The organism is Candidatus Dormiibacterota bacterium (genome assembly GCA_035532035.1).
In the GTDB taxonomy this organism is placed as follows: Bacteria; Vulcanimicrobiota; Vulcanimicrobiia; order Vulcanimicrobiales; family Vulcanimicrobiaceae; genus Tyrphobacter.
Map to the genome: position 1 here is coordinate 1 of DATKRS010000004.1, position 17873 is coordinate 17873.

The 17873-nt window shown below is 65.5% G+C and carries 17 protein-coding genes, 1 tRNA gene and 1 other RNA gene; 13 read left to right on the forward strand and 6 right to left on the reverse strand.

Translation table 11 applies throughout. The features are described from left to right. Together VMV82_00635 and VMV82_00640 are read right to left on the reverse strand one after the other, a co-directional pair. Nucleotides 1-680 (reverse strand): TrkA family potassium uptake protein (locus VMV82_00635; GenBank protein HUY40063.1); only part of this gene is annotated, 680 nt, incomplete at its 3' end. Continuing rightward, a complete protein-coding gene (locus tag VMV82_00640; protein HUY40064.1) occupies nucleotides 680-1354 on the reverse strand; it encodes a TrkA family potassium uptake protein in 675 nt (224 codons plus the stop codon). The genes VMV82_00640 and VMV82_00635, both read right to left, overlap by 1 nt. Before the next feature lie 116 nt (nucleotides 1355-1470). Between VMV82_00640 and VMV82_00645 the strand changes: the two genes are divergently transcribed. From VMV82_00645 to VMV82_00665, 5 genes are all read left to right on the forward strand, one after another. Further along, nucleotides 1471-1544: transfer RNA gene (locus tag VMV82_00645), tRNA-Pro, on the forward strand. A 40-nt stretch (nucleotides 1545-1584) separates the two neighbouring features. Further along, nucleotides 1585-1989, forward strand: coding sequence for a Clp protease N-terminal domain-containing protein (locus VMV82_00650; GenBank protein ID HUY40065.1), 405 nt, complete (start codon nucleotides 1585-1587; stop codon nucleotides 1987-1989). 12 nt (nucleotides 1990-2001) lie between these two features. After that, entirely contained in the window at nucleotides 2002-2619 is a 618-nt protein-coding gene (locus VMV82_00655; protein ID HUY40066.1) for a DedA family protein, read from the forward strand. After that, entirely contained in the window at nucleotides 2616-4601 is a 1986-nt protein-coding gene (uvrC, locus tag VMV82_00660) for an excinuclease ABC subunit UvrC (GenBank protein HUY40067.1), read from the forward strand. The genes VMV82_00655 and uvrC overlap by 4 nt, the downstream gene beginning before the upstream one ends. Nucleotides 4602-4636: 35 nt before the next feature. After that, the gene (locus tag VMV82_00665) at nucleotides 4637-6823 is read left to right on the forward strand and encodes a methyl-accepting chemotaxis protein (GenBank protein HUY40068.1); all 2187 of its coding nucleotides are present in this window, start codon (nucleotides 4637-4639) and stop codon (nucleotides 6821-6823) included. Here VMV82_00665 and VMV82_00670 read toward each other — a convergent pair. Beyond that, a complete protein-coding gene (locus VMV82_00670; GenBank protein HUY40069.1) occupies nucleotides 6815-7210 on the reverse strand; it encodes a DUF302 domain-containing protein in 396 nt (131 codons plus the stop codon). The two genes, VMV82_00665 and VMV82_00670, sit on opposite strands and share 9 nt — an antisense overlap. A 110-nt stretch (nucleotides 7211-7320) precedes the next feature. Here VMV82_00670 and ssrA point away from each other — a divergent pair. The 5 genes from ssrA to VMV82_00695 all read left to right on the forward strand — a co-directional run bounded on the left by ssrA (nucleotide 7321) and on the right by VMV82_00695 (nucleotide 11819). Then, nucleotides 7321-7674: a transfer-messenger RNA gene (gene ssrA / locus VMV82_00675) on the forward strand. A gap of 155 nt (nucleotides 7675-7829) precedes the next feature. Next, nucleotides 7830-8069, forward strand: a complete 240-nt coding sequence (locus tag VMV82_00680) for a hypothetical protein (protein HUY40070.1) — start codon at nucleotides 7830-7832, stop codon at nucleotides 8067-8069. Nucleotides 8070-8188: 119 nt separating this feature from the next. Continuing rightward, nucleotides 8189-9184 (forward strand): aldo/keto reductase, encoded by a 996-nt coding sequence (locus tag VMV82_00685; GenBank protein ID HUY40071.1) that lies wholly within the window; start codon nucleotides 8189-8191, stop codon nucleotides 9182-9184. Beyond that, entirely contained in the window at nucleotides 9181-10047 is an 867-nt protein-coding gene (locus tag VMV82_00690; protein ID HUY40072.1) for an NAD(P)-dependent oxidoreductase, read from the forward strand. Before VMV82_00685 ends, VMV82_00690 begins: the two co-directional genes overlap by 4 nt. A gap of 329 nt (nucleotides 10048-10376) precedes the next feature. Beyond that, nucleotides 10377-11819, forward strand: coding sequence for an MFS transporter (locus tag VMV82_00695; protein HUY40073.1), 1443 nt, complete (start codon nucleotides 10377-10379; stop codon nucleotides 11817-11819). Here VMV82_00695 and VMV82_00700 read toward each other — a convergent pair. Next, complete coding sequence (locus VMV82_00700; GenBank protein ID HUY40074.1) at nucleotides 11791-12423, reverse strand: GNAT family N-acetyltransferase; 633 nt, start codon at nucleotides 12421-12423, stop codon at nucleotides 11791-11793. The genes VMV82_00695 and VMV82_00700 overlap by 29 nt on opposite strands. 64 nt (nucleotides 12424-12487) lie before the next feature. Then, nucleotides 12488-13240 carry an SDR family oxidoreductase gene (locus tag VMV82_00705; GenBank protein ID HUY40075.1) on the reverse strand — a complete coding sequence of 251 codons (753 nt, stop codon included), beginning with the start codon at nucleotides 13238-13240 and terminating at the stop codon, nucleotides 12488-12490. A gap of 2 nt (nucleotides 13241-13242) precedes the next feature. Here VMV82_00705 and VMV82_00710 point away from each other — a divergent pair, with 2 nt between their 5' ends. Genes VMV82_00710 through VMV82_00720 form a run of 3 tightly spaced genes read left to right on the forward strand, consistent with a single transcriptional unit; the run spans nucleotide 13243 to nucleotide 16465 of the window. Next, complete coding sequence (locus tag VMV82_00710; GenBank protein ID HUY40076.1) at nucleotides 13243-15045, forward strand: family 1 glycosylhydrolase; 1803 nt, start codon at nucleotides 13243-13245, stop codon at nucleotides 15043-15045. Further along, complete coding sequence (locus tag VMV82_00715; GenBank protein HUY40077.1) at nucleotides 15042-15884, forward strand: dihydrodipicolinate synthase family protein; 843 nt, start codon at nucleotides 15042-15044, stop codon at nucleotides 15882-15884. The genes VMV82_00710 and VMV82_00715 overlap by 4 nt, the downstream gene beginning before the upstream one ends. An 8-nt stretch (nucleotides 15885-15892) precedes the next feature. After that, complete coding sequence (locus VMV82_00720; protein ID HUY40078.1) at nucleotides 15893-16465, forward strand: YceI family protein; 573 nt, start codon at nucleotides 15893-15895, stop codon at nucleotides 16463-16465. On the opposite strand, the gene VMV82_00725 is transcribed toward VMV82_00720, so the two are convergent. Further along, nucleotides 16466-17818: an NAD(P)/FAD-dependent oxidoreductase gene (locus VMV82_00725; GenBank protein ID HUY40079.1), complete on the reverse strand. Its 1353-nt coding sequence runs from the start codon at nucleotides 17816-17818 to the stop codon at nucleotides 16466-16468. Nucleotides 17819-17873: the final 55 nt, after the last annotated feature.

Genomic DNA, 17873 nt, shown 5'->3' on the forward strand with positions numbered 1-17873 from the left:
GGCGCGCCGAACAGCTCGAACATTCGCTCGGCCGCGCCGCTCTTCACGATCGCGATGATCTCGTCTCCGGGCCGCAGCACCGTGTCGCCGGTCGGAATCTCGAAGTCTCGCTCGGCGCGGTTGATGGCAACGACGACGGAACCGTGTGGAAACTGCACCTCGGAGAGTGGCTTCCCCGCGAGCGGCGAATGCGGTGGAACGCTGACCTTGACGAGTCGCAGATCGCCCTTGCCGAACAGATGTAGCGTCTCGACGGCCGGCGCGTTACCTGCAGCGTTGACGTAATCTTGCAGCACGTCGAGGATGATCTCCGTCGACGAAATGACGGTGACGGGATCCTTAGGATCGAGGGACTCGAATATCTGGCGGTTGCGCGGATTGTTAACCCGGGCGATGCAGCGCGCCTTCGATCGCTTCTTCGTGATGAGCGCGACGACGAGATTGTCTTCGTCGTCGCCCGTATCGGCGACCACGACGTCCGCGCGCTCGAGGCCGGCGCCTTCGAGCACGATTGGGTCGCACCCGTCTCCGACGACGGCGACCTGCCGATCGATGAGACGCTCGAGCATCCTCGCCTTGCGCTCGTTCTTCTCGATGACGACGACCTCGTGGCCGGCACCAATGAGCGCTCGCGTGAGATAGGAGCCGACTTTCCCTCCGCCGACGACGAGGATGAACACTATGCCGGAACCTCGGCGCGCGTCGCCTCTTTGAAGAGCTTCGCAAAATCGCTGATGGCGTCCGGTGCGACGACGGCCTGCACTTCATCCCCGCGCTCGAGCACCGCGTCGTCGGTCGCAACGACCGCCTTCCCCGGTCCGCGGCGAATCGCGCTGATGCGAATGCGCCCGCGCGACTCGATCTCCGAGACGCGCCGGCCTGCAGCCTCGTTTCCGACCACCGCGCAGAGCGCGGTCAAACGTCCGTAATCGAACGGCTGCATGCCGTTCCACGGCGCGTCGACCAGCCGATCGCGAATCAGCTTGGCGCCAACGGTTGTCGGGCAGACGGTCTCCACGCCCAGCTCCCGATACATCTGTCCGCGGGGCGGGTCGTAGATCCGCGCAACGATACGCTTGATCTCGAACATGCGCTGCGCGATGAGCGCCGCCATGATGTTGCGATTATCGCCGTCGGTGACGGCGACGAAACCGTCTGCCGAATCAGCGCCGGCGTTCCTCAAGACTTCGTAGTCAATGCCGTTGCCGACGACCATGTGACCGCGAAACTTCTGGCCGAGCCGCTTGAATGCGTTAGGGTTCTCATCGACGACGATCACTTCGTGGCCGTCAGCATCGAGGAGTTTCGCGAGCGCGGAGCCTACGCGACCGCACCCGACGATTAGGAATCTCATGTGCGCCTCGTGACCTTCATGCTGCGACGGCGCCGCCCCTTGCGCGGGGCCTCTCGAGCGAGCGAACAAGGCAAGAGAGGCCTGCGAGCCGGCGGCTGCGAAACCTCTCCATCCCTCGGGGCGTGGCTCAGCTTGGTAGAGCGCATCGTTCGGGACGATGAGGTCGCTGGTTCGAATCCAGTCGCCCCGAAGTTCCTCCCGCTGCTCCGTAAAAGGACCCGGCTCACCGGTTGTTTTCGCACTTCACTCCCGCGTCGTGGCGCGTCGTTCGGGCGGCCGAGCAAGAGTCTCGGAACCACAACGACTACTTCATCGGTGCCGAGCATTTGCTCGCGGCGCTCTTGGAGGAGCGCGACCCGGCCGTCCTCTCTGCACTCGGCGCATCCGGCATAGACCTTCACGAGGTTTACGCGGAGGTGCGCCGCTGTCTTGGCAATGCCGGGGAGCGGCTCTGGGAGGGAATATTGGTGACGCCGCGCGTGCGCACGATCGTCACCTTGGCCGAGCAAGCGGCGGCGGGTCGCGAGGTGACGCCGCTCGACCTCTTCAACGCGCTGCGCGCGGAGGGAGGGAGTACGGCCGCGCAGGTGCTGCGCAGGCTGGCTACACGAAACACGGCACCGGCCGCCGAATAGCTATCGACGTTGATGCACTTTCAGAACGCGGTCCTCGCGCTCGTCCATCACTATGGCTACTTAGGCCTGTTCGTCGGACTGACGCTCGGCAACGTCGGCTTTCCGGCCGGCGCCGAAGTGCTCGTTCCGACGGCTGGCGCGCTGGTCGCAAAAGGCCATCTGAGCCTCGCGCTCGTCTTCGTCTCGGCGCTCGGCGGCGAGCTCGTCGGCGGGACGCTCGGCTACGCCGTGGGCCGCTTTGGCGGGCGCACCGTGGCCGAGCGCTATGGCAAGTACGTCGGGTTCCACCACGAGCGGCTCGACGCAGTGCACGCCTTCTTCGAGCGCTGGGGAAGCTTTGCCGTCTTCATCTGCCGCTTCATTCCGATGGTGCGCGGTTTGTCGCCCTTCGTCGCCGGCGTCGCCGAAATGGATCTCATGCCGTTCTACGTGTGGACGCTGCTCGGCTCGGCGATCTTCTGCGGCGGCCTGGCGCTGCTCGGCTATGCTCTAGGATCTCGGCTCGATAGCGTTCTGCCGGCGCTCGATCGGTGGAAGTACGCGATCGTGTCGGGGGCCGTCGTGCTCGCCGCCACTCTCGCGCTGATTGCCCGCGCGCGCGGACGCCGCACGCCTCGCTCCCGTCCGTGACGGCGCAGCTCGAGAGCACGCTCGCGCAGATTCCCGACGCTCCCGGGGTCTACATGATGCTTGCGAAGGACGCAGAGACGCTCTACATCGGGAAGGCGGTCTCGCTGCGCAACCGCGTACGTTCGTACTTTCAAGAGCGTGCCGCGCACCATCCGCGCATCGCTGCGATGATCGAGCGCGTCGCGGACGTTCGAACGATCGTCGTCACGAACGAAATCGAAGCGCTGATCCTCGAAGCGAACCTTATCAAGCGGCACCAGCCCGCCTTCAACGTGCGTCTGCGCGATGATAAACGCTATCCGTATCTCAAGGTCACGAACGAGGCGTTTCCACGTATCGTCTTCACGCGGGTCGTGAAAGACGACGGCGCGCGCTACTTCGGGCCGTATACGAACGCGCAGGCGCTGCGCGAGCTGATCGACCTCGTCCGCTTGGTGTTCCCATTGCGTACGTGCCGCGAGCCCATCGACGGGCGCCGCAAACGCCCGTGCTTGCAGTACCATATCAAACGCTGCCTCGCCCCGTGCGTCGGCTTTCAATCCGAGGCGCAATACGATGCGATGATCGACGAAGTCGTGCTCTTTTTGGAAGGTAAGCAGGACTCGCTCTTGGTGCGTCTGCAACGCGAGATGAAAGGCGCAGCCGAAGCACTGCATTTCGAGGCTGCCGCGCACATTCGCGATCGCATCGTGCACATTCGCCGCGTGACCGAGTCGCAGAAGGTCGTGTGGAAATCGCGGCTCGACATGGACCTCGTTGCCGTCGCGCGCGCGCAAGGGCAGGCGTGCGTACAAGTATTTTTCGTGCGCGGCGGCAAGCTCATCGGGCAGGAGCGATTCGTCCTCGACGGCGTCGCGGACCAAAGCGAGGCGTTCTTGGCGGCGGAGTTCTTGAAGCAGTTTTACACGGCGCGAACAGCGAGCGCGCCGGAAGCGAAGGGGGCTTCGGCGTTTCCCACGCGAAACGCGCGCGAGAACGAAGCGCCGGTGCCGCTGCGACGGCGTGGCGACGCGGCACTCGCGAGCGCCGCGATTCCCAAAGAGATCCTGCTGGAAACGATACCCGACGAGCGCGAGACGATCGAGGCGTGGCTTTCTACGCTGAAGGGCGCGCGCGTGCGGACGGTACGACCGCAGCGCGGGCCACGAGCGGAGTATTTGGCGCTGGTGCGTGAGAATGCGGAGCAGAATCTTCGCGCGTTCCTCGCGCATCAAGAGGTGCAGGAGTCGGCCCAGGCGCGCTCGCTCACGGAGCTCGCCGATGCGCTCGAGTTGCCGCGTCCGCCGCACCGTGTCGAATGCTACGACATCTCGAACATCCAGGGTGCTCACCCCGTCGCGTCGATGGTCGTCTTCGTCGAAGGACGGGCGAAGAAGAGCGACTACCGAAAGTTCAAGATCCAGTACGATCGCGGCGCGAATGATTTCGCAATGATGCAGGAGACGCTGCGGCGTAGGCTGCGTTACCTTCGCCACGCGACCGACGAGGACGTCGACGGCGATCCGCCGCGCCATCTCGCAATGCGCGAGCGCTTCGACAAAACCCCGGACCTGCTGCTCATCGACGGCGGAAAAGGGCAACTGTCGGCCGTCGTCGACGTCCTGGAGGAGCTCGACATGACGGGTATCCCGGTGGCGGGGCTCGCAAAAGAGCACGAGTGGCTGTACGTACCGGGCTCTTCCGAGCCGGTCGTCCTTTCGCCGAACTCGGCGGGGCTGCATCTCGTCATGCGGATTCGTGACGAAGCTCACCGGTTTGCTGTGACCTTTCACCGGGAGCGCCGGCGCAAAGCCATGACGCGTTCCGCGCTCGACGCGCTCGAGAATGTCGGTCCGGTGCGCAGGCGGCGTCTGTTGACCGCATTCGGTTCGGTCGCGGAGATCGAGCGGGCTCCACTCGACAAGATCGCTGCGGTGAAGGGGATGACGCCCGCGCTCGCCGCGCGCGTAAAGAGTGCGCTGGAGGCGCGCCACGGCGAATGATGCGTAATCCTCCACCGAGAATACCGGCCGGAAGCATGGATTCCGAAACGGTGGCGTCGGCCGCGCGGGAGTTTCGACAACGCGTACGCGCTTTCCAGCGCGGCATGTGGCGCAGCGGCCTCGCCGCGCTCTCGTGCGTCGGCATCATCGCCGCCGTCCTTGGCAACTTCTCTGCGCTCGAGCTGCTGTACGTCGCGGTCCTCATCGCCGCGTTCGGCACGGTCGCGTATTGGCTGGCCTCGGTCGTCGACCGGCACGAGCTGTCCTACGTCCGGCGTAGGCTCGCCGACGAATCCGCCCTGGACTTCCCGTCGGCGGTCCGGCGCCTACGAAACTTCGCGTGGCACGTAGCGGCGATCTACGTCGCGTGTTATGTCGTCGGCGCAATCGTGGTCGTCGGAGGCGCAAACGCATTGGCAGGTCTGCCCCTCGCCAAGAACCTTGGCGTAGGCGTTTTCGCGGCTTTCGCTGGAGCGGCAATCGACGTGGTACTCAGCACGCTCAACGCCGAGACGCTGGTTGCCGATCTCATCGCGATCCTTTGCCGCGTCCGCGATCGCGCTCCGCCGCTCGCCGGGCGGTCGAGAGGCGGAATCGGTCGCCGTTTCACGATCGTGGTGTTCATGGTCGTCGCGGTGCTCGTCGCCACGATGTCCGGCGCCGGCGTGCGTTTGTTCGGCGACTTCGTTTCGGGCCGGAGCAGCGCTTCCGCCGTGCTGCGCGAAGGGGCGTGGGACGCAGCCGCGCTCTTCGTCGTCATTCTCGCCGTCGGCCTCCTCGCGACCCACGCGCTCTCTCGTTCGATCGCGCGTCCCATCTTGCGCACGGTCTCGTTGCTCGAGCGATTTCGCGCCGGCGACATCGTCGAAGACCCGGGTCTCTTCGGCGAGCCGCGCGTGCCCCACGAGGCGGGGCTGCTCGTGGCCGCGGTGGCCGACGCGAATGCCGCACTCGGCAGGCTCGCGAGCGGCGGCGAGCGCCTTGCAGGCGGCGATCTTTCGGTGCAGCTCGTCCCGAGCAGCGATCGCGACATGGTTGCGATCGCCTTCCGCAAGGTCGTCGACGCGATGCGTACGGTGGTGAGCGACGTGCGCACGACGGCAGAGCTGCTCGAGAACTCCGCCGACGCACTGCGCGTGCGCGCGGAAGAGTTCGCAGGCGACGCTCGCGCGAACGCAACCGACCTCGCGCGCGCCGTGCTCACCGTCGGGACGCTCGACGAAACCGTTGCCGGCGTTGCCGAAGGCGCGGTCGACCTTTCGTCGATGGCGGCGCGCGCGAAAGACACTGCAGAACGCTTGGGAGCGGCCGCGCAGAACAATGCTGCCGGGCTCGACCAGCTCACGCGCACGGCGGCCGCAACGATCGACGCTGCCGGGGACGCGCGCGACATCTTCGAGTCCGCGGGACGCAGCGCCGACGACGCCGCACTCGCCATCACCGAGGCCGACCGCACCGCGCAAGACACGGAAGTCGTGATGAGTGAGCTGGTCTCAGGGATCGATTCCCTTCGCCTGACGTCCGAGCAGATCGGGTCGATCACCGAGAAAATCGACGAGATAGCGGATCAGACGAATCTTCTCGCGCTCAACGCTGCAATCGAGGCGGCGCGTGCGGGCGAGCACGGGCGAGGGTTCGCGGTCGTTGCCGACGAGATTCGCAAGCTTGCCGATTCGTCGGCGACCGCTACGCGCGAGATCTCGACGTTGATTCGCGCGGTGCAGCAAGAGATCGATCGCGCCGTGTTCGTCGCGAGGCGTGGAAACGAAGCCGTCGCGCACGGGCGCGTCAAGACGTCGCAAGTCGCACGAGCTCTCGTGCAGATCGTGGACAACGTGAAGGCCGTACGCGCGCGGATCGACGCCGTCGTGCTCGCGCAGCGCGAGCAAAAAGGCGCCACCGACTCGCTGGTCGACTCGACCCGTCTGGTCGAGCGCCTAACGTCGGACAACGCGCAGCTCGCGAAGACTCTTGCGAAGCTGGCGGGAGATTTACGCGGTTCCTCGGCGCAAGGTCAACAGGCAGCGCGATCGACGATCGAGGACGTGCAGGCCGTTGCCAGCCGCGGCGAGGGAATCGCGGCGGCCTCCGCCGAGCTCAAAGCGCTCACGCTTTCGTTGCGGGACGAGGCGGATCGTATTCGCGCGGCTATCGCAGGCTTCTCTCCCGCGGAGCGTTTGCCGCCGACGTCAGGCAACGGCGCGAAACGCGCCCTACGTTGACGAGATCGCGTCGAGCACGCGTTTTAGGCGCGCGTTCACATCGCTCGCGACGCCGTCCAACTGCGGGTTCCCCACGATCGCGAGCATCGCGCCCGCATCGACCGCGGAGACCGACGTCGCGCCGTCCAATTCTTGAACGACGACGTTGCACGGGAGCAGCAGACCGATCTGCGGTTCGGCCGAGATCGCACGATGTGCGAGCTGAGGATTACACGCGCCGAGGATGCAATACGGACGAAACGTCTCGCCGAGTTTTTCTCGAACCGTTGCTGCGACGTCGATCTCGCAGAGCACGCCGAAGCCTTCTTCCCTGAGGAGGGCCTTGACGCGCTCGACGGCCGCCGAATACGGGAGTGTGGTTTTTACCTGATTTCCATAGCTGGGCATGGATCAGAGTATACCCGGAGGCTGTGACGAACCGATGAAGCCTCTTCACCGGGCCTTCACGACCGGTGCGAAACCGGCGCTTGCTCGGGTGTGTTAGAATAGGTGTCCGCGGGGCTGAGATAGGTTCGACGGGAACATCCGCGGTTGACGCAAGCAGGCGGAGTTGCGAGCTCTCCTAAAACGATCGCAACGGCAATATCTGCCGACAATACCTACGCACTGGCTGCCTAATCTAGCGTAGCCACGGGACGCGAGAGGCTGCCGGAGCCATCTCGCCGACCGCCATGAAATCCGGCTAGCGAAGGCAATCGATCCGCCGCCTTCGCGAACCTAAGGATCTACGGCGAGTGCTAAGCCCGGCTTCGGGGCGTACGCTCGCTCAAAAACAAATGCGAAGCTGAGCCTGGAGAAAGCGGCAGCCGGGATTCTCGGACTCGGGGGGCAGCACCCCGACAGCTCCACCATTTTTGCTTTCGGCTCGCCTCGATCTCCGCGTCGGGCTCCGTCTTTGATTTCGCTTCCGAACGAGATCACGGATTCTGATCTTGAACGCCGCCGGTCACAGTAGCTGACCGCATGCGGGTGAAACCTGCGGTGGCCTTGAAGCGACTTCACGAATATGACCGATCAAGAAATCAACCCCTATGTCGGCAAGCCCGCTCGCGTGACTCTTGCCGATGGGCGCGTTCTCGCAGGGGTCCTACGCGCCAGCGATGACCACGGGCACGGGCATCGGCACTATGCCGTCTTCTCGGCCCCCCTCCGCGAAGGCGAACCGCCGGTGCGGGAGCTGATCCACGGAGGCGACCAGATCACGAATATCGACGACGCCTCCGGAGATGCCGCCGCCTCCCTGTAGCTCATTTCACGACCGAGCCAACTGGAACCGAGCATAATGAAGCATCCAGCCGTCTTCATGGCTAGCAGCGGCCGATGCATTCGTAGAAAGAGCGTTCAGCGGCTTCCGGAGGTGGCGTTATGGAGTTCACGCAGGTAGCAGACACGGGGCTGTGCCCTTCACGCATCGGCCTCGGAACGTGGGCGATGGGCGGATGGATGTGGGGAGGCGCTGACGACGATGCGGCTATTGCTACGATCGCTCGAGCGTTCGATGCCGGCATCACGCTCATCGACACCGCTCCTGTCTATGGACAGGGACATTCGGAGGAGGTCGTCGGTCGGGCCCTGTCCGGGCGGCGAGAGCGCGTGACCGTCGCTACGAAAGTCGGTCTGCGATGGGACGATCGCGGCGGCGTCACGCGTGACGCCTCGGCGGCGCGCATTCAACAGGAGGTTGAAGATTCGCTGCGGCGCCTCAGAACCGATTACATCGACATCTATCAAGTGCATTGGCCCGATCCCAGGGTTCCGATGGAAGAGACGGCGACGGCGATGGATGCGCTCTACCGCAGCGGCAAGATCCGCGCCATCGGCGTAAGCAACTTTTCGCCTATACAGATGGACGCGTTTAGGCGCTTTGCGCCGCTGCATACCGTGCAGCCGCCATACAACCTCTTCGAGCGTGGAGCGGAACGCGATGTGTTGCCGTACGCGAAAGAACATGGAATCGCGGCGCTGACGTATGGAGCGATCTGCCGCGGGCTGCTCAGTGGCCGCATGCGCGCCGACTCTGTGTTCACCGGCGACGATCTTCGACGCGACGATCCCAAGTTTCAACCGCCTCGCTTCGCGCAGTATCTGCGCGCGGTCGAGCGCCTCGACGCCTTGGCGCGCGAGCGCTTCGGCAGGCGCGTCATCCATCTCGCGCTACGGTGGGTGTTGGATCAGCCCTGGATCAGCGTCGCGCTCTGGGGCGCCAGGCGGCCGGATCAAGTCGATGCGCTCTCCGGCGCGCTCGGGTTTGCGCTCGATGATGCATCGAAGCGTGAGATCGAGCGCATCGTGGACGGCGAGGTGACCGATCCGATCGGTCCCGAATTCATGGCGCCGCCACTCGAGACGAGTGCCGTATGAAGCGCGTTGGAGTTGCCGGCCTCGGCAAGATGGGAAGCGCGATCGCGTGCAATCTCCTCGATCACGGCTATTCGGTATCGGTGTGGAACAGAACGACGGCGACTGCAGAAGAACTCGCCTCGGCGGGCGCGGTCGTTTGCCCGGACATCGCATCACTCGTAAGCGGAGTCGATGCCGTTATCGCGATGCTTTGGGACGATGCGGTCGCTCGAGAGGTTACGCTCAGCCAAATCATTCCTGCCGCGAAAAAAGGCCAGCTCGTCGTCGAGTCGTCGACGCTCTCACCGCAGATGTACGAAATGCTCGCGCAGGCGGCGGCACAACGCGAGATCGACTTTCTCGCGTGTCCGGTTATCGGGAGCATAACGGAGGCCCGCGCCGGTGCGCTCATTACGCTGCCGGGCGGTACGCAACAGGCGTACGATCGCGCCAACCTGCTCCTCGAAGCGATGGCGTCGACTGTCACGTACACGGGATCGCCGCTGGCAAGCGGTTACGTCAAACTTGCGAGCAATTCGGTTTTGGGCATCATCGCCGAAGCGGCCGGCGAACTCTTGCGCGTAAGCGACCGCGCGGGCGTCGATCGAGCGCTCGCGATCGAAATGATCCTCCACGCGTTCGCGCGTGCCCCGGGCAAGAAGGAGCAGCTGCTCGAGCGAGACTCGAAGCCTCGATTCTCCGTCGGCGCGCTCCTCAAAGATCTCCGGCTCGCTGAGGCCGCGTACGCAAAAGTGGACGCACCAGCACCGATTCTTGACTGCGTGCTGCCGAGTTTTGAACGCGCGGTAGGAGCTGGACTCAGCGACGCCGATTACATCGCGGTCGCACTTGCCATCGAAGAGTCGGGGCTGCCCGCGCGCTAGCTTTGTAAACATACACTGTGCCTCCGCCTGACGCACGCCGTACCTCGTTCGAGAAAGGAATCGCACGGTGCCCACACGTGGGGTGTCTTCGAATATACCGCCGAACGAGGACAATTCTTGGAGACCTTCGTCGTGGAATCGTGGGCGGAGCACTGCTCTCCCTGACCGTGGAATGAACGCGAAAATAGGGCATCCTCTGATCTCGAGGTAAGGTTGTGTACGTCAGACTCCCTTGCGACGACCGGCCGCCTTCCAGCGTGCCGAAGCACCCCGCATACGATGCCACGGGATCCGCTTGGGTGCTCCTTGCGACGATTTTAGGATCCGCGATGCCCGGTATCGATGCAACGGCCGTCAACGTAGCGCTTCCCGTACTGCAGCGCGAAATGCATGCCGGCGCAGATGCGATACAATGGGTCGTCGAGGGTTACTCCCTGTTTCTCTGCGCGCTGATCCTCGTCGGCGGATCGCTTGGAGATCATCTGGGGCGGCGGCGGATGTTCTTGTTGGGCGTGCTCGTCTTTGCCGGCGCATCTGCGGGGTGCGCTCTCTCGCAGACGATCGCCGAGCTGATCGCCGCGCGCTGCCTACAAGGAATCGGCGGCGCCTTGCTGGTGCCGGAGAGTCTCGCGCTGATCGCGGCGTCATTTGACGAGCGCCGCCGCGGCGCCGCCATAGGGACGTGGTCGGGCTTTCTCGCCGCGACGATGGCGATCGGGCCGCTGCTGGGCGGCTGGCTCGTGCAAGCCGTGTCGTGGCGCTTCGTGTTCGTCATCAACCTCCCGATCGCGCTCGCGATCGTCGTCGTCACGCGTCGCTACGTCGCTGAGAGCCGCGACGAACGAAGCGGACGGCGCATCGACTGGTCGGGGGCGGCGATCGTCACGGCAGCGCTCGGGCTGCTCACGTACGGCTTCATCGTGCTGCAGGGCACGCACGTAGAGATGGTGGGTTTTGCCGCGGTCGCGGGCGGCCTGGCGCTGTTCGGCCTGTTCGCGTACCTCGAGCATCGCGTTTCCGCGCCGATGGTTCCGCTGGAGATTTTTGCGTCGCCTGGCTTCGCGGTGGCGAATCTCTATACGCTGCTGCTGTACGCGGCGCTCGGTGCGGCCTTGTTCTTCGTTCCGTTCGATCTGATCAACGTTCAGCACTACGCGCCGGTCGTCGCCGGGGCGGCACTGCTGCCGATGATTCTCCTGATGGCCCTTTCGTCGCGCTGGTCGGGAGCGTTGGCGACGCGTATCGGTGCGCGCATTCCGCTTGCTCTGGGCGCGCTCGTCGCGGGCCTCGGCTTTGCCGCGCTCGGGTTCGCAGGCATCGGCGGCAGCTATTGGAGCGCGTTCTTTCCCGCCGTGCTGCTCGTAGGAATCGGCGCGTCGACGTTCGTCGCACCGCTTACCACGACGGTCATGAACTCCGCACCGCTGGAGCTGGCGGGGAGCGCTTCCGGCATCAATAACGCGGTCTCCCGCGCTGCCGGCTTGCTCGCGATCGCGCTCCTCGGCATCGTGATCGTTTCGTCGACGCATCAGGCGCTGCGGCGCAGCGACGGCGGTCTTCCGCCCGCGGTACGGCACGTGCTCGAAAAGAGCTCGCTGCTCAGTGGGCGCGCCCCGGATCGCGGCATCCCTCGAGCGCTGCGTGCAGCTGCGCAGCGCTCCGTCGATCGATCGTACGCAATCGGTTTCCGCGACGCAATGATGACCTGTGCGATCCTGGCGTGGATCTCGGCCGGGATTGCGCTCAGGCTGGTGCGTCCGGCTCCCGCGTAGACTCCCGGTCCGCTTCGTCCAGGCGACGCCACATGCGTAGGTGCGCGCCTACCGTTACGTCGCGCTGGAATCCGAGCTTGCTGAAGAAACCCGACGCACCGTGCGGGCCGGCCAGCGTCCACGCGTGGTAGCCGGGCGTCCCGGCCAGCGACTCTTCGAACGCCGCAACCAAGCGCGAGCCGACGCCACGGTCACGCGCATTGGGAGCCACCGCGACGAATCGCAGCTGGTGGCCGGCGTACGGTGCCGCCCCGAAACGCTTGGCCGGCTTCACGCGCGGCAGAAGAAGGCGCAGCAGCGATGCGTCGCGCGCGGAGGACGCCGCGATGCGCCACGCGTGCGCGCGAATGAAGTGCACGCGCGTTGCGTCGAGCTCGGGCGTGCTTCCCCCGATAAGAAAGCCGACGTCGTCCGCGCCGTCGGACGCGACGAAGAGGGCGGCGTTGCGTGCAAAGGCGTCAAAAAAAGCTCGCTCGATTGCCAGCTCTAGACGCGCGACCGGATGTCGCGGAAAACTCTGTGCGAACATTTCCACGATCGCGCGGCTCGGCGCTCCGCGCAGACGCACAACGACGATGCCATTGCTCGAACTCGGCTGCACCATGCGCAATCTCGCGTTTCCCAGCGCGCGCGAGGGCACCTGTTGTGCCACGGTTCGTGCACACTCCTTAAAGAAGCGCGAGACGTCCTCCGTCGACGATCAGCGTCGCGCCGTTGACGAACGCAGCATCGTCCGACGACATGAAGCAGATCGCGGCAGCGAGATCCTCCGGCCGCCCGACCGCGCCCGTGATCTTCTCCGCGCCACTCTTGACGTTCGGATTGTTCCACAGCATCGGCGTGTCGACCGCGCCCGGCGCAACCGCGTTCACGCGAATGCCGCGCGTGGCCATCTCGAGGCTGAAGCCGCGCGTAAACGCCTCAATCGCGCCTTTCGACGCCGCATAGGGAACGACGTTCTCCGTCGTCGCGTGGGCGTGCACCGAGCTCAGGTTCACGATCGCGGATCCCTGCGGCATGTGCGGTACGCCGTACTTCGCAAAGAAAAAGACCGAACCGAGATTGGTCGTGACGACCTTGAAGAAGTCTGCGTCCGCGATGTCGACGATCGGCGCGAACGTCATCATCGCGGCGTCGTTGACGATGACGTGGACCTGGCCGTACGTCGCTACCGTTTTGGAGATCGCGGCCTGCACCTGTGCTGCGTCTCCCACATCGCACTGGAGTGCCGTCGCCTCTCCCTTGGCTGCACGGATCTGCTCGACGGTGGCCTGGGCCGCATCGAGCCGCAAATCGGCGACGGCGACCCGTCCGCCTTCAGCCGCCATGCGCAACGCGGTGGCGCGGCCGATTCCCGAACCGCCCCCGGTGATGATGCACGTCTTGCCGGTAAATCGCATCTCGACTGCGTATGCTCCCATCCATGCACCCGTTTCCTCCCGATTTCCGCTTCGGCGTTGCGACCGCGGACCATCAATGCGAAGCGTACGACGGTCGGGACGACATCCGCGACGTCTGGGAGCGCGAACAGGAGCTGACGCCTCGCGGCAGGGCCACCGACTTCTGGAACCGCTACCCCGAAGACGTGGAGCTCGCGCGCGGTCTGGGCTGCACGGCGTTTCGCCTGTCTCTCGCGTGGGCGCGGCTCGAGCCGGCGGAAGGCGTTTGGGACGAGGAGGCGTTTGCTCACTATCGCGACGTGCTCGGCACGATGCGTGCTGCGGGCATGGCGACGGTCGTAACGCTCCACCACAATACGTGGCCCGTGCACGTGCAGGCGCTCGGAGGCGGTGCGGGGATGCTCGACCCGCGCTTTCCCGATCGTCTTGCAGCGTACGCGGGAGAGGTCGCTGAGCGCCTCGGCGATCGGATCGATTACTACGTCACGCTCAACGAGCCCAATCAACTCCTCTACGGTTTCGTGAAGCCGTGGTTCATGCGGACGTACGCGATGCCGCCCGGGCTCGGCCCGCACGCCACCTCGGAAGAGCAAATGGAAGCGCTGCTAGCACTCATCCCCAATCTCTTTCTGGCGCACGCACGCGCTCGCGCCGCCATACGGCGCGTTCGTCCCGCTGCGCGCGTCGGCAGCAACCCGCTCGTGCTCGGTCTGCCGCGGTGGCTGCAGCGTCTGGTCGACCGTGCGGCGACGCGTCTGAAGAGCGCCGACGATTTGCGCGCGCAGGCCAAGCGGCTCTCGCAATCGCAGATTCTCGATTCGGGCCGCGTCGACCTGACGATCGCGCAGCTCGAGCCGACGCAAGAGCGGATGACGCATGTGCTCTTTTCGAAACCGTATGCTCGCGGCTACGCCGTCGCCGTCGCACTCGGCAGCCATACGCTGCTTAACGTCGTCAACGCCGCCGTGCGTGAGCTCTGGCAACGCGGCACGCCGAGCGAGCCGGCGCGGCGACGCCTCGACGCTTCCGTCGAGGCGATCGTACGGCGCGGCACGCTTCGCGTCGGCGTTCGCGCGTCACCGGGAGTGTGCATGCGCACTGCCTCCGGTGAGTACGAGGGGCTTGAGCCGGATCTCGCGCGAAGCATTGCGCGCCGCATCTTCGGCGACGTGGAGCCGAAGGTGGAGTTCGTGCCGCTCGACGGCGAGGAGCGCATCGACGCGACGCGCTCGTGGCGCCGCCGGTTCGACGGCTTTCGTAAGGCGATCTCGATGTTCGCCACCATTCTCGGCACGAACTGGTGGAATCTCGGCATGGCTGGACGCTTGGCGCAGTTCCTGTGTCCCGCCGAGTGCGTCGGAGCGCTGGATTACGTGGGTTTCGATTACTACTGGGGCGTCCCGTCGCTACGGCCTTCGCAGCTCGAGCGCCTATTCGACGCCGCGCAGTGCCGCTACGCACGTGCCCCCGTGTGGCCGAACATCCTGCACGACATCCTCTGCGAGCAGCACGAGGACTTTCCAGGCAAACCGATCGTCGTCATCGAGAACGGATGCGTGACGAGCGCCGACGACGTCACGCGCGCGGAATACATCGCGCGCCACCTCGCCAACGTGCAACGTGCGGCAATCGACGGCGTTCCAATCGACGCGTATCTCTGCTGGAGCATAACGTCGAATCGCGAGTGGGGATTGCCGTTCGACGGGAATAGCGATTTCGGGCTCTACCACATCGATCTGGATACCGATCCGAACTTGACGCGCGTTGCGACGGCGGCGAGCGCCCGCTACGCCCAGATCATCTCGCGGCGCTCGGCCTTTTCGTGACGCTTCCCGGAGTGCACGCGGCGGTTCTGACGCCCTTGACCGAGTCCCTGGAGCCGGATGCGAAAAAGGCGACGGCGTACTACCGCGATCTTCTCGACCAAGGGTGCGACGGCGTCGTCATCCTCGGCACGACCGGCGAAGCGATGTCGTTCGACGTCGAGCAACGCCTGCGATTCATGGAAGCGATCGCGCGCAGCGGCTTGCCGCGCGAGCGCATCACCTGCGGCACCGGAGCGGCGTCGCTCGCGGGCGCCGTGCGCTTGACGCGAGCCGCCTTCGATCTCGGGTTTGCGGCGGCGCTCGTCTTGCCGCCGTTTTTCTATCGCGATGCCGGCGACGAGGGAATCCTCGCGTTCTTCGACACGCTGCTCGCGCGCTCGAACCCGCGCAACGGTGGGATCCTGCTGTACAACTTCCCGCGCATGAGCGGTATCACGCTACGTGCGCCGCTCGTTCGCCGGCTCGTCGATGCGTTTGCGGGCATCATCTGCGGGATGAAGGAGAGCTCGAACGACACGACGCTCCAGCGAGAGGTCATCGAGCGGCACGAGGGATTCGCCGTCTTCCCCGGCTCGGAGGCGTATCTCGCGCAGGCTCGCGCCTACGGCGCGGCGGGATGCATTTCGGGAAGCGTGAGCCTCTGGCCCGCGCTCGCTCAGGCGGTTTTTCGCACCGGAGATCCGGCCAAGGAAGCGGCGCTCGCGCAACGGCGAGAGCGTCTGAGCGGCGTTGCGTTCATCCCCGCCGTGCGCAGGCTCACCGCGGTTGCGCGCGACGACGCGTCCTGGGAACGCGCGATGCCGCCGCTGACGCCGCTTTCGCCGACATCCGTGCTATAATCCGCTCCATGAAAACGCGCCGTAGTGTCACGATTGCAGCGGTACTCGCCATTGCCTGCATTGCGGCGACGGGGCCCGGCGAAAACTGGACTGCCGACGTCGCTCGTTCTACGGCGACCTTCAGTACCGGTCACCTCTACGTCTCCACGGTCACGGGCACGATTCCGATCAAGAGCGCGGAGCTGACGATTCCTCCGGGCAGCGCGATACCGACCTCACTGAAAGCGACGCTCGACCCCGCGGGCGTAGACACGCACGACACCGCGCGCGATGCGGACTTGCGCTCCGCACGCTTTCTCGACGTTGCGGCGTATCCGACGATGACGTTCGAGAGCACGAGCGTCACCGACATCGACGCAAGCCGTTTCACCGTCACTGGAAATCTGACACTGCACGGCGTTACGCGTCCCGTCACGCTGAGCGCACGGTACGTCGGAGAGAGCGGCGCCGGGAGCGCGCTGCGCCTCTCGTACGAAGCAAATGCGACGATCGATCGAACGCACTGGGGAATGACGGGCGGCGCGCCCGTCGTCGGAACGTCGATCGCGATTGACTTGAAGGTCGACGTCACGCACGGATAGCTACGAACGCAGCATGTACTCGAGATCGGACGCGCCCGTCGGGTACGCGAAGAGCGTCGAGGCTACCAGATCGGCGTTCAAGCCGGCTCGCACGGCGAGCGCCAAGATGTTGATCTGCTCCTCCGCATGCGGGCCGAAGATCGTGGCGCCGGCGATCGTGCGCGAACCCGTCTCGACGACGACTTTATAGTACGCACCGCGTGCGGCGACGCGACGCGAGGAATACCACGACGTCATGTCGCCCACGTGCACCTCGACGTCGATCCCGCGCTCGCGCGCCTGCTGCTGCGTCAAGCCGGTCGTGCCGAGCGGCGGAATTGTGTAGACCACGTTTGCCAACCCCGCGGTGTCGAGCGTGCGCCGGTTCCCGTGCAGAATGTTCTCGGCGACGATCTCACCCTCGTATCCGGCAATCGGCGTCAGCGGGAGCGCGCCGCCGTCGGCGGCATCGCCCGCTGCATACACGTTGGGATTACTCGTGCTTTGCAGGTACGCGTTCACCGCGATGCCGCGCGGCGTTCTCGCTACGTTGCCGGCATCGAGCGCCAACTCGTCGATGTCGGCGACGCGCCCGGCAGCGAGTACGCCTGCTTCGGCGCGAAGCTCGCGCTGGCCGCCGCGCGCGGTCGCGCGCACGACGATGCCGCCGTCCACGTGCGCGACCGCCCGTACCGGCGCGTTGAGAACGAGCTCGATCCCGATCTCGCGGGTCGTTGCAACGAGCCTCTCGACGACGTCGGGATCGAATCCGCTCAGCACGCGATCGTGCGCGTGCACGATTGTGACCTTGGCGCCCGCGCGGGCGGCAACGTGAGCAAACTCGAGTGCGATGTATCCGCCGCCGACGAAGATCAACGATCCGGGCAGGGCCTGCAGATCCAGAAACTGCTCGCTGGTCAACAGGGCGTCGTCGCCGTCGGCGACGTGGCGAGGGCGCGCACCGGCGGCAATGACGACGTGCCCGGCACGCACGCGCTCGTCGCCGACGCGCACGGTTTGCGGATCATCGAACCGCGCCCGGCCGTGCAGCGTAACGATCCCTGCGGCGCCGTACTCGCGCTCGCGCTCTGGCGGGACGGGATCGGTAAAGGTGCGCTTGAAGCGCGCGAGCGCCGGCCAATCGATGACGGGTGCACGGTCGACGGCGCCGAGTGGAACGAGGCGCGTCGCGTCGTCGACGATGCTTGCGGCGCCGACGAGCACCTTCTTCGGATCGCAGCCCCGTAACGCGCAGGTCCCACCGTACGCGCGGTCATCGACGATCGCGACGGAACGCCCCTGCGATCGCGTCATCATCGCAGCCGTGCTGCCCGCGCTTCCCGTGCCGACGACCAGAACGTCGAACTCGCGCATCACGCGCCTCCTTTGCGTCTATGTGGGACTGATGGCTGGCGGCGCTCGTCGCCTT